Origin of the sequence: Rhodococcus sp. MEB064 (assembly GCF_000834565.1) — a bacterium.
Lineage (GTDB): Bacteria > Actinomycetota > Actinomycetes > Mycobacteriales > Mycobacteriaceae > Rhodococcoides.
Window position 1 is genome coordinate 179,497 of record NZ_JXQS01000008.1, and the last position, 14,867, is coordinate 194,363.

Annotated in this window: 11 protein-coding genes; 10 read left to right on the forward strand and 1 reads right to left on the reverse strand. The window is 67.2% G+C overall.

The window, feature by feature from the left end:
* Nucleotides 1–166: 166 nt before the first annotated feature.
* The 10 genes from RU01_RS04125 to secA all read left to right on the forward strand — a co-directional run bounded on the left by RU01_RS04125 (nt 167) and on the right by secA (nt 14,291).
* A complete protein-coding gene (locus RU01_RS04125) occupies nt 167–1,594 on the forward strand; it encodes an amino acid permease (protein WP_082042895.1) in 1,428 nt (475 codons plus the stop codon).
* A 187-nt stretch (nt 1,595–1,781) separates the two neighbouring features.
* Nucleotides 1,782–2,942, forward strand: a complete 1,161-nt coding sequence (locus tag RU01_RS04130; protein ID WP_042573226.1) for an alkane 1-monooxygenase — start codon at nt 1,782–1,784, stop codon at nt 2,940–2,942.
* 84 nt (nt 2,943–3,026) lie between these two features.
* Entirely contained in the window at nt 3,027–4,523 is a 1,497-nt protein-coding gene (gene ahcY / locus RU01_RS04135) for an adenosylhomocysteinase (RefSeq protein WP_042573227.1), read from the forward strand.
* 37 nt (nt 4,524–4,560) lie between these two features.
* Nucleotides 4,561–5,244, forward strand: a complete 684-nt coding sequence (locus RU01_RS04140; protein WP_042573228.1) for a dTMP kinase — start codon at nt 4,561–4,563, stop codon at nt 5,242–5,244.
* A 5-nt stretch (nt 5,245–5,249) separates the two neighbouring features.
* Nucleotides 5,250–5,927 (forward strand): MtrAB system response regulator MtrA, encoded by a 678-nt coding sequence (mtrA, locus tag RU01_RS04145; RefSeq protein WP_042573229.1) that lies wholly within the window; start codon nt 5,250–5,252, stop codon nt 5,925–5,927.
* 101 nt (nt 5,928–6,028) lie between these two features.
* On the forward strand, nt 6,029–7,642 hold the full coding sequence (gene mtrB / locus RU01_RS04150; protein ID WP_442970448.1) for an MtrAB system histidine kinase MtrB: 1,614 nt from the start codon (nt 6,029–6,031) through the stop codon (nt 7,640–7,642).
* Nucleotides 7,639–9,414 carry an MtrAB system accessory lipoprotein LpqB gene (gene lpqB, locus RU01_RS04155; protein ID WP_042573231.1) on the forward strand — a complete coding sequence of 592 codons (1,776 nt, stop codon included), beginning with the start codon at nt 7,639–7,641 and terminating at the stop codon, nt 9,412–9,414. Before mtrB ends, lpqB begins: the two co-directional genes overlap by 4 nt.
* A gap of 47 nt (nt 9,415–9,461) precedes the next feature.
* The gene (locus RU01_RS04160; RefSeq protein WP_042573232.1) at nt 9,462–10,130 is read left to right on the forward strand and encodes a ComF family protein; all 669 of its coding nucleotides are present in this window, start codon (nt 9,462–9,464) and stop codon (nt 10,128–10,130) included.
* A gap of 237 nt (nt 10,131–10,367) precedes the next feature.
* The gene (gene hpf, locus RU01_RS04165) at nt 10,368–11,165 is read left to right on the forward strand and encodes a ribosome hibernation-promoting factor, HPF/YfiA family (protein WP_082042869.1); all 798 of its coding nucleotides are present in this window, start codon (nt 10,368–10,370) and stop codon (nt 11,163–11,165) included.
* A gap of 225 nt (nt 11,166–11,390) precedes the next feature.
* A complete protein-coding gene (gene secA / locus RU01_RS04170) occupies nt 11,391–14,291 on the forward strand; it encodes a preprotein translocase subunit SecA (RefSeq protein ID WP_042573233.1) in 2,901 nt (966 codons plus the stop codon).
* A gap of 2 nt (nt 14,292–14,293) precedes the next feature.
* Here secA and RU01_RS22025 read toward each other — a convergent pair whose 3' ends face one another.
* Nucleotides 14,294–14,848 (reverse strand): Rv3235 family protein, encoded by a 555-nt coding sequence (locus tag RU01_RS22025; RefSeq protein ID WP_052493114.1) that lies wholly within the window; start codon nt 14,846–14,848, stop codon nt 14,294–14,296.
* Nucleotides 14,849–14,867 lie beyond the last annotated feature (19 nt).

The following is a 14,867-nucleotide window of genomic DNA, read 5'->3' on the forward strand; positions in this document are numbered from 1 at the left end:
TCGATAGCGCGCATCCGGGTAGTCCTCGCGTGTCACGATGGCGCGACGAGCGTCGTCGATCGACGCGGGCGTGACGTGAGGAGATCCGACGGTGAGTATCGACGGCAAGGATGCGCAGAGTGCGCGTCGCACGGGCCTTCGCAGGACCAAATCCATCGAGCAGTCGATGCGCGACACGGACGAGCCGGACACCAAACTCCGGAAGAGCCTGTCGTCGTGGGATCTGACGGTCTTCGGAGTCGCGGTCGCCGTCGGCGCCGGCATCTTCACGCTGACCGCGCGGACCGCCGGCAACGTCGCGGGACCGTCGGTCTCGCTCGCCTTCGTGTTCGCCGCGGTGGCCTGCGGTCTGGCCGCCCTCTGCTACGCGGAGTTCGCGTCGACGGTCCCCGTCGCCGGCAGCGCGTACACGTTCTCGTACGCGACCTTCGGGGAGTTCGTCGCCTGGATCATCGGGTGGGACCTCATCCTCGAGTTCGCCCTCGCATCGGCCGTCGTCGCCAAGGGATGGTCCCTCTACCTCGGTGAGGTACTGGGCACCTCGTCGCCCGTGGTCTCGGTCGGCGGGATCGACGTCGACTGGGGTGCACTGCTCATCGTCATCGTGCTCACCGTCCTGTTGGCGACGGGTGTGAAGCTGTCCTCGCGGGTGTCGCTGGTCATCACCGCCGTCAAGGTCGGGGTGGTGCTGCTGATCGTCGTGGTCGGTGCCTTCTACATCAAGGCTGCGAACTACTCGCCGTACATTCCCCCGGCCGTGCCCGCGGAGAAGGAGTCGGGCCTGACCCAGTCGCTCTTCTCCGCTCTGACCGGCGCCGGCGGCAGCAACTTCGGGTGGTACGGACTGCTGGCAGCGGCAAGTCTGGTGTTCTTCGCCTTCATCGGCTTCGACGTGGTGGCCACGACGGCCGAGGAGGCCGAGAACCCGCAGAAGGCGCTGCCCCGCGGAATCCTGGGTTCACTGCTGATCGTGACCGTCCTGTACGTCGCGGTCACCCTGGTGCTCACCGGAATGGTGAACTACACCGAGTTGGCAGGTGAGAGCGCCACATTGGCCACCGCCTTCGAACTCAACGGCATCACCTGGGCGCAGAAGATCATCTCGTTCGGCGCGTTGGCCGGCCTGACAACGGTCGTCATGGTGCTCATGCTCGGCCAGTCCCGAGTGCTGTTCGCCATGTCCCGCGACGGCCTGATGCCGCGCCGCCTGGCGAAGACGGGCAAGCGCGGAACGCCGGTACGCATCACCGTCGTCGTCGGTGTCGTCGTGGGAATCCTCGCGGCCTTCTTCCCCATCGGGACGTTGGAGGAGATGGTCAACATCGGAACGTTGTTCGCGTTCGTCCTGGTGTCGATCGGCGTGGTCGTGCTCCGTCGCACTCGCCCTGATCTCGAGCGCGGTTTCCGCGTCCCGCTGGTACCCCTGGTTCCCGTTCTGGCGGTTCTCGCGTGCCTGTGGCTGATGCTCAACCTCTCGGTCGAGACGTGGCTGCGGTTCGTCGTGTGGATGGTGCTCGGAATCGCGGTGTATTTCGCCTACAGCCGTCGTCACTCCGTGCTCGGAGCCCGGCAGCGCGCGGATGACAGTCGATGATCACCAAATAATTCGCCGATCACGAACCGATATCACGAACGGAGACTGCACTCCCGACCTCGAACTTGATCTACACTCGGATTCAGGTCGAGAGGTTTGTTTCGTCGGCACCGATGTTCGTGTCGGTGACTGCGCAGAGCCTCCGGCCCCGAAGCGTTCCGAATCCGGGTGTCGAGGAGTGTGAAGCATGTCGCGGCGGTGGCACGATCCCAAGAAGTTGCTCTGGCTACTGGGAATGCTTGCCCCTGCTTCCGCACTGCTTCCGTCCCAACTGGTGCTGCACACAGGTATCTCCGCGTTCTGGTGGAGCGGGGCGATGCTGTTCTTCGTCGCCATCCCGGTGATGGACATCATCGGCGGTGAGGACGGTGCGAACCCGCCGGAGTCGGACGTCCACGACATGCAGGGCGACCGCTTCTACCGTTGGTGCACGTTCATGTTCCTCCCGGTGCAGTACGCGGGGCTCGTCGTCGCCTGCTACCTCGTCGCCTTCGGGTCGTTGTCGGCTGTGGACAAGATCGGGTACGCCGTGAGCGTCGGGCTGGTGGCCGGCATCGGCATCAACGCAGCCCACGAACTGGGGCATCGGGTGGAGACGGGGGAGCGTCGCCTGGCCAAGATCGCGCTCGCGCAGAGTTTCTACGGACACTTCTACGTCGAGCACAACCGCGGCCACCACGCCCGTGTCGCCACCCCGGAGGATCCGGCCAGCGCGCGCCTCGGCGAGTCGCTGTACCGCTTTTTCCCTCGCAGCATCAGCGGCGCGGTGTCGTCCGCCTGGGAACTCGAACGCTCGCGACTCGCGCGTAAAGGCGTCGGGCCGTGGTCGATCCGCAACAACGTCCTCAACGCCTGGGCGTTGTCGGTCGTCCTCGTCGCCGCACTGGTCGCCGTCTTCGGCCCGACGGTGGTGCCGTTCCTCCTGTTGCAGGGACTCGTCGGCATCCTGACGCTGGAGTCGGTCAACTACGTCGAGCACTACGGTCTGCTGCGCGAGCGCACGGCGCGGGGCCGGTACGAGCGATGCGCTCCCCGGCACAGCTGGAACAGCGATCGCATCGTCACCAACATCTTCCTCTACCACCTGCAGCGACACAGCGACCATCACGCCAATCCGGGACGCCGTTTCCAGACGCTCCGGACGTTCGACGAGTCGCCTCAGCTCCCCGCCGGCTACGCGACGATGGTGGTGCTGGCGATGGTGCCCCCGCTGTGGAGGCGGGTCATGGATCCCCGTGTCCTCGCGCACTACGACGGTGACATCACCCGTGCGAACCTCCGTCCGCACGACCGAGCGGGTCTGGAGAGACTGCTGGCATCCATCCCCTCCAGGGCCGACGCGGCCTGATCGCCAACCCCCGACACACGCACCGGGGACGGTGAGCCGATAGCCTGGACGGTGATCACCAGCCGACAGGAGTGGCATTACATAATGACGACATCCACAACCACCGAGGCGCCGCAGGCAGATATCCGCGGCGGCATCGAGTTCAAGGTCGCAGATCTTTCACTGGCCGAGTACGGGCGCAAGGAGATCGGGCTCGCCGAGCACGAGATGCCCGGCCTGATGTCCCTGCGTCGTGAGTACGCCGACGTCCAACCGCTCAAGGGCGCCCGCGTCTCGGGTTCCTTGCACATGACGGTCCAGACCGCCGTGCTCATCGAGACGCTCGTCTCGCTCGGAGCGGAGGTCCGCTGGGCGTCGTGCAACATCTTCTCGACCCAGGATCACGCAGCCGCCGCGATCGTCGTCGGTCCGCACGGCACGCCCGAGGATCCGCAGGGAATCCCGGTCTTCGCCTGGAAGGGCGAGTCGCTGGCCGAGTACTGGTGGGCCGCGGAGAAGATGTTGACCTGGCCGGTGGCCGAGGACGGCACCCCCCGCCACGCCAACATGATCCTGGATGACGGTGGAGACGCCACGATGCTCGTGCTGCGCGGTGCGCAGTTCGAGAAGGCCGGCGTCGTGCCTCCCGTCGACGAGGACCACGACTCCGACGAGTACAAGGTGTTCCTCGGCCTGCTGCGTGAGTCGCTCGCGCAGGACGCCACCAAGTGGACGAGCATCGCCGACTCCGTCAAGGGTGTCACCGAGGAGACCACCACGGGCGTTCTGCGCCTGTACCAGTTCGCTGCCGCCGGAGAGCTCACGTTCCCCGCGATCAACGTCAACGACTCGGTCACCAAGAGCAAGTTCGACAACACCTACGGCACCCGCCACTCGCTGATCGACGGCATCAACCGCGGCACCGACGTCCTGATCGGTGGCAAGAAGGTTCTCATCTGCGGTTACGGCGACGTGGGCAAGGGCAGCGCCGAGTCGCTGGCCGGCCAGGGCGCCCGCGTCCAGGTCACCGAGGTCGATCCGATCAACGCGCTCCAGGCGCTGATGGACGGCTACGACGTCGTCACGGTCGACGAGGCCATCGGCAACGCCGACATCGTCATCACCGCGACGGGCAACAAGGACATCATCACGCTCGAGCACATGCGGTCGATGAAGGACAAGGCCATTCTCGGCAACATCGGCCACTTCGACAACGAGATCGACATGGCCGGCCTCGAGCGGTCCGGATCGACGCGCATCAACATCAAGCCGCAGGTCGACCAGTGGATCTTCTCCAGTGGCAAGTCGATCGTCGTGCTGTCGGAGGGTCGTCTGCTGAACCTGGGTAACGCCACCGGCCACCCGTCCTTCGTCATGAGCAACAGCTTCTCCAACCAGGTCATCGCTCAGATCGAGCTGTGGACCAAGCCGGACGAGTACGACAACGAGGTCTACCGCCTTCCCAAGCACCTCGACGAGAAGGTCGCCAAGATCCACGTCGAGGCGCTCGGTGGACAGCTGACCAAGCTGTCGAAGGAGCAGGCCGAGTACATCGGTGTGGACGTGGAAGGGCCGTACAAGCCCGAGCACTACCGCTACTGAGTCGTCTCACCGAGCAGGACAGGCGGTAACCGGGTCGATGGGTGTACTCATCGCGATCGAAGGTGTCGACGGCGCAGGCAAATTCACGCTGTCGTCGGCGCTGACGCGTGCCTGGGAGGCCGCCGGGATCGACGCCGTCCGTGTCGCGTTTCCGCGGTACGGCGAGTCCATCCACGCCGATCTGGCAGCGGAAGCCCTCGCCGGCGAGCACGGTGATCTCGCCGCCGGTGTGAACTCGATGGCTGTCCTCTTCGCGTTGGACCGTGCCGGTGCAGCATCCGACCTCCGTCGGATGCTGCACCGTCACGACGTCGTTCTGCTCGATCGCTACGTCGCCTCGAACGCCGCCTACTCGGCAGCTCGCGTACATCAGGACGCCGACGGGGACATGGTCGAGTGGGTACGCGCGCTGGAGTTCGATCGACTCCTCCTGCCGACGCCGACCGCCCAGATACTTCTCGACGTACCTGTCGACGTGGCGGAGGAACGCGCGAAGGGTAGGGAGCAGCAGGACCCGTCCCGCGCGCGAGACGTGTACGAGCGCGACAGCGGTCTGCAGTCGCGGACCGCGGCCGTATACGCCGGACTGGCGGCCGCGTCGTGGGTGTCACCGTGGTTCGTCGTGAACGGCGCGCAGGCCGACGGCGACACGCTCGACACCCCGAGACTCGCCGCCGACCTTCTCAATCAGACTGCCGAGTACGACGGGATGTCACGATAGTCGCCATGAAGCCACGAATTCTGGTTGTCGACGACGACACGGCTCTGGCCGAGATGCTCACCATCGTCCTTCGGGGCGAGGGATTCGAGCCGTTCGTGGTGGGAGACGGCACGCAAGCACTCGCCGCTGTCCGCGAGAACCGCCCCGATCTCGTCCTGCTCGACCTCATGCTTCCCGGCATGAACGGCATCGACGTGTGCCGGGTTCTGCGCGCGGACTCCGGCGTTCCCATCGTGATGCTGACGGCGAAGACCGACACGGTCGACGTGGTGCTCGGGCTCGAATCGGGTGCGGACGACTACATCATGAAGCCCTTCAAGCCGAAGGAGCTGGTGGCACGGGTGCGAGCCCGGCTCCGACGGACCGAGGAAGAACCGGCCGAGCTGCTGTCGATCGGCGACGTCGTGATCGACGTGCCGGCGCACAAGGTGACGCGCGACGGTGTCCTCATATCGCTGACCCCTCTCGAGTTCGACCTGCTGGTCGCCCTCGCACGCAAGCCCCGTCAGGTGTTCACCCGCGAGGTGCTGCTCGAACAGGTGTGGGGTTACCGCCATGCTGCCGATACCCGGCTGGTCAACGTCCACGTCCAGCGCCTGCGCGCCAAGGTGGAGACCGACCCCGAGAATCCCGAGGTCGTCCTGACGGTCCGCGGCGTCGGCTACAAGGCCGGCCCACCGTGATCACCGCACGTTCGGGGGCGTGAGCGTCGGTGATCTTCACCTCTCGCTCCCGCCGCCGCATCAACGGAACCTTCTCACCCCTGGTGAGATGGTCCCGGTCCATGTGGGCGGCTGCCGGGCACGCATGGCGTCGCTCGCTCCAGCTGCGCGTCGTCGTCTCGACGCTGACGCTGTCTCTGATCGTCATCACTGTCCTCGGTGTCGTCCTGACGAGTCAGATCACCGACCGACTGCTGGACACCAAGATCGAGGCCGCCACCAAGGAACTCGACCGTGCGCGTGGGTCCGTGGAGAGTCAGCTCGCGGGTGACGACTCCACGTCGCTGTCGAACCGGCTCGAACTGGCGCGATCCGGCCTGACCAGCCGCGACACGGAGAGCGGCGCGGACAGCAGTTCCGCCGGCACGTTCGATCCGGTTCTGATCGTGCCCGGTGACGGGGCCCGCGGGGAGTCGTCGACCGGACCCGCGGATCAGATCCCGCTGACCCTGCGCTCCTTCGTGCAGGCCGGGCAGGTGAGCTACCAGTACGCGACGGTGTCCGAGCCGGACGGCTACTCCGGACCCGCGCTGATCGTGGGCAGCCCGACCGCATCGGACCTGTCCACCCTGGAGCTGTATCTGGTGTTCCCGCTCGCCGGCGAGGACCGCAGTCTCGCGTTGGTCCGCGGCACACTGCTGCTCGGCGGCGCCGCGTTGATGGTGTTGCTCGCCGCGATCTCGATGCTGGTGGCACGCCAGGTGGTGGTGCCCATCAGATCGGCGTCCCGCATCGCCGTCCGGTTCGCGGACGGGCGGCTGAAGGAACGGATGCCCGTGCGCGGCGAGGACGACATCGCTCGCCTCGCCATGTCCTTCAACGAGATGGCCGAGAGCCTGTCCAAACAGATCACGCAGCTCGAGGAGTTCGGAAACCTACAGCGACAGTTCACCTCCGACGTCTCGCACGAACTCCGCACTCCGTTGACGACGGTCCGGATGGCGGCCGAGCTGATCCACGACGCGAGCGAGAGTCTGGACCCGTTGCTCAAGCGATCGTCCGAACTCTTGGTGGCCGAGCTCGACCGATTCGAGACGCTCCTCAACGACCTGCTCGAGATCTCCCGTCACGACGCCGGCGTCGCGGAACTCGCGTCGGAACTGTTGGACGTGCGCATGTGTGCGCGTGCCGCGGTGTCGACCGTCCGCCACCTGGCCAAGGACACCGGCACGGAAGTCATCATCGACATGCCGGACACCGCCGTCATGGCCGAGGTCGACCCACGCCGCGTCGAGCGCGTCCTCCGTAACCTGCTGGCCAACGCGCTGGACCACGGCGAGGGCAAGCCGGTGCTGCTGCGGCTGCGGGCCGACGACGACGCGGTGGCGTTCGTCGTCCGCGACCAGGGCGTCGGATTACGGCCGGGCGAGGAGAAGCTGGTCTTCAACCGTTTCTGGCGGTCCGACCCCTCCCGCGTGCGGCGGTCCGGCGGTACCGGTCTGGGACTGGCGATCAGCCTGGAGGACGCCCGATTGCACGACGGCAAGCTCGAAGCGTGGGGAGAACCGGGCCGGGGCGCGTACTTCCGCTTCACCATTCCGCGCGTCCGCGGACGCAAGGTGGTGTCCAGCCCACTTCCGCTGCGACCGACGACCAAGCGCTACGCCCAGGGCCAGCCCATTCCTGCCGCGCGTCCCACGGGTGTGGGAGCCTCCGCCGGGGAGCGGACGACATGAGGCCGTCTCGCGCGCCCGCCGCGGCGGTGGTCCTGGCAGCCGTGCTGGCACTCCTGGTGTCGGGTTGCGCCTCGCTCCCGGCGTCGTCGGCGCCGCAGGCCATCGGCACCGTGGCACGGGGTCCCGTCGCCGACGAGCTGCCGGTTCCCGCGACCGGTCGCGAACCCAATCTGCTGGTCCGGGACTTCGTCAAGGCCAGCACCGATCCGGCGGACGACCATGCGGGAGCGCGACAGTTCCTCACCACCGATGCTGCGTCGGAGTGGAACGACGGCGCGAGCGCGATCGTCGTCGACAAGGTCGACGTGCTGGAGGATTCCCGGTCGAGCGACGCGGCCCAGTACACGATCCGGGCCAACCGGGTGGGTCAGCTGGATCAGGGCGGTCAGTACCGCGCGGAACAGGGATCCTTCGAGACGCAGGTGACGCTGGCCCGTGTCGACGGGGAGTGGAGGATCGACGACCTGCCGTCCGGCGTGGTCATGGACCGCACCCAGTTCCTCAACTCCTATCAGCGCAAGTCCCTGTACTTCGTCGACCCCACGGGAACGTCGCTGGTGCCGGACCAGCGGTGGGTCAACACCACGCAGGACCGCATGACGGAGACTCTGACCGCACTGCTGCAGGCAGGACCGCGACTCTCGCTCGAACCGGCCGTGCGCAACGTGCTGAACGGCGTCACCACCGCCGGCGCGATCACCAAGGCGGACGGCCGTACCAGTGCCGTCGGTATCGGCCTCGGCGGTGTGCGGATCGACTTCCGCGGGGCCGGTGCGCTGGACCGCGCCACCCGCGAACTCCTGGCGGCGCAGATGATCTGGACCCTCGCCGAAGCCGAAGTGTCCGGGCCCTACGTCCTTCTCGTCGACGGGGCGCCACTCGACCCTGCCTACCCCGACGGGTGGACCACGGCGGAGGTGTCCGACTTCGATCCGCTCGCGGTGGCGGGAGCCGACGTGGGACTGCACGCCTTGCGCAACGGAGGGCTGGTCCGCATCGGAACCGACGGCGTGACACCGGTTCCCGGATACTTCGGCACCGTCAACAACATGCGGTCCATCGCTCTGTCCAGCGACGGGACCTTGGTTGCCGCGGTGTCCGACACGGGTCGCGCGGCACCCCAACCCCCCGACGCGCTGCTGATCGGCTCCTACGGCGGAAACGCGTTCCCGGTGGCCGAGGGCGGATCCATCACCCGACCCACCTGGGGTCCGGACAAGGACGCCGTATGGGCGGTCGTGGACGGAGCCGTCGTCAAGCGAGCGGTACGCGATCCGGCCACGGGACAGGTGTCGGTGGTGGACGTCGATTCCACCGAGATCGCCGAGTTGGGCGGTCAGATCACCGAACTGCGTCTCTCTCGGGACGGTGTCCGGGCGGCGATGATCGTCGACGGTGCGGTGTACGTCGCAGTGGTCGTCCGCCGTGCGGACGGCACGTTCTCGCTGCGCGAACCCGAGGCCGTGGCCAGCGGACTCGCCAGTGCCGCACTGTCGCTCGACTGGAGCACGGGTGACACCGTCGTGGTGGCGCGTGCCGCGACGGACATTCCCATCGTCCAGGTCGCGGTCGACGGGTCGCGCCTCGACGGGCTCCCCAGCCGCAATCTCACGGCACCGGTGGTCGCGGTCGACGCGTCGGCATCGAGCACGTTCGTGGCCGACTCCCGCGCGGTGTTCCAGATCGACGACAGCGACCCCGCGAGCGATCGGTACTGGCGTGAGGTCCCCGGTCTGACCGGGACGAAATCGGTGCCCGTCCTGCCCGGCTGAACGGTCGGCACGGCCGTGGTGTCGTACCCCCGGAGCACTGTGAGCCCGTGCTGACGTCGCTGCTCGATCTGGTCCTGCCCCGCGAATGCGGGGGATGCGGCCGCCCCGACACCTGGTGGTGCGCCGCCTGTCGTGCGGCGACGGCGCATCCGCCCGTGCGCGTGCACCCTCGCGTCGACCCGGGCGTGCCGTGCTGGGCTCTCGGTCCGTATTCCGGTGTCCGTCGGCACGCCGTCGTCGCGGTCAAGGAGAAGGGCGCTCGGGCGCTGGTGGAGCCGCTCGGTACTGCTCTCGCCGGGGCGACGCGGTGGCTCCGCTCGGAGGGTGAGATCGACCCGCACGAACTGAGCCCGCTGACGTTGGTGCCGGCGCCGTCACGACGCCGTGCCGCGCGTCTGCGCGGAGGTGACCCCGTGACACGGTTCTGCCGTGCCGCTGCCGCGGTGTTGGTTCCTGAGGTGGTGACGGTGGCACCGATCCTGCGTGTCGACGGGCGGGTCCGGGATTCCGTCGGTCTGTCCGCACGGGAGCGCGCCGAGAACCTGGGTGGCCGCATCGGCGCGTGGAGGTCACTGCCGGGCGACCCGGCGCGAACCGGGGTCGTTCTCGTCGACGACGTGCTGACTACCGGGACCACCGCCGCGGAATCGGTCGCCGCGCTGAGGCGGGTCGGCGCCCGGGTCGACGCGGTGCTCGTCGTCGCCGCCGTCGGGTGATCGACCGCCGCGGACGACGAGTCTGAAAAGGTGCCGTGAATATCGTATGAACGGTGGCAGAGCAATGGGGGAGCGACTACGGTCAGGGCCACGTTCGAAGCAGCGATCCGAGAGCGCGAGATGCGGGTTGGGAGGTGATGCCTCACCACTCGGCGCCGGGCGGTCCACGCTCCGGTGTCACCGTTCTTCCGCTGCGCGCGAAGACAATTCGGCGCAGCCTCTTATCGGGAGGTACGTATGACGACCACGTCACCAGCGACGACTGCACACACCAGCACGCATCGGGTGCACGCCCACCCACGAGAAGCGCACGGCAACGTCCCGGACCAGAATGCCGCCGACCGCACCGACACCACCGACACCTCTTCGGATTTCGTCTACTTCGACGATGCGCCGACGATCGACACGACCGACAGCAGCGCCGGCGACGAGCCCACGGCCGAAGTCGTCGTCAAGGGCCGCAACGTCGAGATCCCCGAACACTTCCGCCTCTACGTCTCCCAGAAGCTGGCTCGTCTCGAGCGCTTCGATCCCACCATCCACCTGTTCGACGTCGAGCTGTTCCACGAACGCAACCGTCGACAGTCCAAGAGTTGCCAGCGAGTCGAGATCACCGCGCGCGGTAAGGGTCCCGTCGTCCGCGCCGAGGCCTGCGCGGACAGCTTCTACGCGGCGCTCGAGTCCGCCACGACCAAGCTCGAGAGTCGCCTCCGACGTACCAAGGACCGCCGCAAGGTGCACTACGGCGAGAAGCGTCCGGTATCCGTCGCCGAGGCCACCGCAGCGTTGATCGAGGAAGCCGACACGGCGCCCGTCGACTCCGCACCCGTCGCCGACGAGCCCGCAGTGGAGGGTCCCGGCACGGTCGTGCGCATCAAGGAGCACTCGGCGGTACCGATGACCGTCGACGACGCGCTCTACGAGATGGAACTGGTCGGTCACGACTTCTTCCTCTTCCACGACAAGGAATCGGATCTGCCGTCGGTGGTCTACCGCCGCCATGCATTCGATTACGGGCTGCTCCGTCTGACCTGACGCCGCGCAGGTTCGTCCGCGCTCGCATCGGGCGCTCGCTTCGTGCGGGCGCCCGATGTGCTGCGCGCGAGGACTCGTACCCATACCTCACAGCACATTGTCAGGAGCGCCGCCTACGATGGTTGCGCTGGGGACTGCGAGGCCCCCCGCGTCGAGACGCATCGTCCGAGTTCGGGCGATGCGGATCCACTGCCCCACGTACCCGATATTGAGGACGAATAGCCCGTGCCGACGTTGTCGTTGTCCAAGTTGCTCCGTGTCGGTGAAGGTCGCATGGTCAAGCGGCTGAAGCACATCGCCGACCACGTCTCGTCCCTGTCGCCGGACGTGGAGAGCCTGTCCGATGCCGAGCTCCGCGCCAAGACCGACGAATTCAAGAAGCGCCACGCAGACGGGGAGACCCTCGACGAGTTGCTGCCCGAGGCATTCGCGGTAGCCCGCGAGGCGTCGAAGCGCGTGCTGTCGCAGCGTCACTTCGACGTCCAGGTCATGGGCGGCGCCGCCCTCCACTTCGGCAACGTGGCGGAGATGAAGACCGGTGAGGGCAAGACCCTGACCTGCGTCCTTCCCGCCTACCTCAATGCACTGTCCGGCGACGGCGTGCACGTGGTCACGGTCAACGACTACCTGGCCAAGCGTGACTCCGAATGGATGGGTCGTGTCCACCGCTTCCTCGGTCTGAGCGTCGACGTCATCCTGTCCGGCATGTCGCCCGCCGAGCGCCGGGCCGCCTACGCCGCCGACATCACCTACGGCACCAACAACGAGTTCGGGTTCGACTACCTGCGCGACAACATGACGCACTCGTTGGACGACCTGGTCCAGCGTGGACACAACTTCGCCGTCGTCGACGAGGTCGACTCGATCCTCATCGACGAGGCCAGGACGCCGCTGATCATCTCCGGCCCCTCCGACGCATCGTCGAAGTGGTACCCGGAATTCGCGCGCATCGCCCCGATGATGAAGAAGGACCTCCACTACGAGGTCGACATCAAGAAGCGCACCGTGGGTGTGCACGAGGCGGGCGTCGAGTTCGTCGAGGACCAGCTGGGCATCGACAACCTGTACGAGGCCGCCAACTCGCCGCTGGTGAGCTACCTGAACAACGCCATCAAGGCCAAGGAGCTCTACCAGCGCGACAAGGACTACATCGTCCGCGACGGCGACGTCATCATCGTCGACGAGTTCACCGGTCGCATCCTGGTGGGACGCCGCTACAACGAGGGCATGCACCAGGCGATCGAGGCCAAGGAGAAGGTGGAGATCAAGGCCGAGAACCAGACCCTCGCCACGATCACCCTGCAGAACTACTTCCGCCTCTACGACAAGCTCTCGGGTATGACCGGCACCGCCGAGACCGAGGCAGCGGAGCTCCACCAGACCTACTCGCTCGGCGTCATCCCCATCCCCACCAACCGTCCGATGGTGCGAGTGGACAACGGCGACCTCATCTACAAGAGCGAGGAAGCCAAGTTCAGCGCCGTCGTCGACGACGTCGTGGAGCGGCACGAGAAGGGCCAGCCGGTTCTGATCGGTACCACCAGCGTCGAGCGCTCGGAGTACCTCTCCAAGCAGTTCACCAAGCGCGGCGTCGCCCACAACGTGTTGAACGCCAAGTTCCACGAGCAGGAAGCGACGATCATCGCCGAGGCCGGCCGCTCCGGTGCCGTCACGGTGGCGACCAACATGGCAGGCCGTGGTACCGACGTCGTGCTCGGCGGTAACCCGGACATCATCGCCGACCTCGCTCTCCGCGGGCAGGGTCTGGATCCGGTCGAGACGGCCGAGCAGTACGAGGCCGCGTGGGAGCCGACGCTCGAGCAGGTCAAGTCGCAGGTCAAGGAAGACGCCGACAAGGTCCGCGACGCCGGCGGTCTCTACGTGCTCGGAACCGAGCGCCACGACTCCCGCCGCATCGACAATCAGCTTCGCGGCCGCTCGGGACGCCAGGGCGACCCCGGTGAGAGCCGGTTCTACCTCTCGCTCGGTGACGAGTTGATGCGCCGCTTCAACGGCGCTGCCCTCGAATCGATCATGACCCGTCTCAACCTTCCGGACGACGTGCCGATCGAGGCGAAGATGGTCTCGAAGGCCATCAAGAGCGCCCAGACCCAGGTCGAGCAGCAGAACTTCGAGATCCGCAAGAACGTCCTCAAGTACGACGAGGTGATGAACCAGCAGCGCACCGTCATCTACGAGGAGCGTCGTCGGATCCTGCGCGGTGAGGACATGGAGGGCCAGGTCGAACAGATGATCACCGACGTGGTCACCGCCTATGTCGACGGTGCGACATCCGAGGGCTACGTCGAGGACTGGGATCTGGACCAACTGTGGACCGCCTTGAAGACTCTCTACCCGGTCGGCATCGAGCACACCGACCTGACGACGGAGAACGAGTACGGCGAGAAGGGCGACCTCTCCCGCGACGATCTGCGCGAGGCCGTCCTCGAGGATGCTCGCGCGTCGTACGCCCGGCGTGAGACCGAGATCGAGAAGATCGCCGGTGAGGGCGGCATGCGTGAACTCGAGCGTCGGGTGCTGCTGTCCGTCCTCGACCGCAAGTGGCGCGAGCACCTATACGAGATGGACTACCTGAAAGAGGGCATCGGCCTGCGTGCCATGGCGCAGCGTGACCCGCTGGTGGAGTACCAGCGTGAGGGCTACGACATGTTCACCGGGATGCTCGAGGGCCTGAAAGAGGAATCCGTCGGGTTCCTGTTCAACCTCCAGGTCGAAGCCGCTGCGCCGAGTCCCGCCGCCGCTGCCGGTCTCCAGGTCGGTGCAGGGCTGCAGTCACCGGTCTCCGCAGGTGCTTCTCGTCCCGCCGCTGCTCCTGCGGCGCAGACGGCGGCGCCCGCGGCTCCCCGAGAGACCCCGGCGCCCGAACTGCGGAAGGCAGCACCCGCAGCGCTGCGCGCGAAGGGACTCGACGACGACGAGACCGGCAGGCTGACGTTCTCCGGTCCCGACGAGAGCGGCGGCACCTCGGTGCGCCGAGCAGGGTCGGCCTCCGGGTCCGATCGGTCGAACGATGCCGGGTCCGCCACGCGCCGCGAGCGTCGTGAGGCGGCACGGACCAGCGCCAAGCCGGTCAAGCGGGCAGCGAAGCCCAAGCGCCGCAAGTGATGTCAGGACAGCCGTAAGGCTGTCAACGTCCAGGCGGGTGTCGACGCGGACCGCCGAGCAGTGAGGCGTCCCGCGACGGCGAACACTCGGTTGCCGCGGGTGTAGGTGCCGAACATCTCGACGTCGTCGGTGTCGTCGCCCACCGGTCGTACATGCACTGTTCGCACCACGGCGGCACCCAGTGATCGCCCGGGTACGGCCGCGGTGGACAGGGCTCCCACCAGCCCGACGACCGAGGGAGCCAGGACGGCACGAAGCGATGTCGCCTGGCGCCGGCCGTCGATCACCTCGAGGGCCAGGCGCAACGTCCGGTCCGCGACGTGGCGTGCGGCAGCGCCCGTGCGCGTCGCACCGGGTGCTGTCGTGCGAGTCGCGTTCGAGCGCCCGGAGTGGGGGCCGGTCCGCGGCGCCGACACGGTGGACCCGGACCGTCGAACGGCTCCGTCTCCGCCTGTCGGTGCGGTGGCACGCGTCCCCGCGCACCTGTGGTCGTGCCCACCGACGGCGGGCGGTTCGGACCGGGGAAGTCGTCGAACGTGGACGGAATCGGTGGGCATGGGTGGTCCTTCCCGGTAT

What these genes read in the sequence shown, in the direction of transcription:
- RU01_RS04125 (WP_082042895.1), top strand. Translation starts at nt 167, where the DNA reads ATGCGCGACACGGACGAGCCGGACACCAAACTCCGGAAGAGCCTGTCG.
- RU01_RS04130 (WP_042573226.1), top strand. Translation starts at nt 1,782, where the DNA reads ATGTCGCGGCGGTGGCACGATCCCAAGAAGTTGCTCTGGCTACTGGGA.
- ahcY (WP_042573227.1), top strand. Translation starts at nt 3,027, where the DNA reads ATGACGACATCCACAACCACCGAGGCGCCGCAGGCAGATATCCGCGGC.
- RU01_RS04140 (WP_042573228.1), top strand. Translation starts at nt 4,561, where the DNA reads ATGGGTGTACTCATCGCGATCGAAGGTGTCGACGGCGCAGGCAAATTC.
- mtrA (WP_042573229.1), top strand. Translation starts at nt 5,250, where the DNA reads ATGAAGCCACGAATTCTGGTTGTCGACGACGACACGGCTCTGGCCGAG.
- mtrB (WP_442970448.1), top strand. Translation starts at nt 6,029, where the DNA reads ATGTGGGCGGCTGCCGGGCACGCATGGCGTCGCTCGCTCCAGCTGCGC.
- lpqB (WP_042573231.1), top strand. Translation starts at nt 7,639, where the DNA reads ATGAGGCCGTCTCGCGCGCCCGCCGCGGCGGTGGTCCTGGCAGCCGTG.
- hpf (WP_082042869.1), top strand. Translation starts at nt 10,368, where the DNA reads ATGACGACCACGTCACCAGCGACGACTGCACACACCAGCACGCATCGG.
- RU01_RS22025 (WP_052493114.1), bottom strand. Translation starts at nt 14,848, where the DNA reads ATGCCCACCGATTCCGTCCACGTTCGACGACTTCCCCGGTCCGAACCG.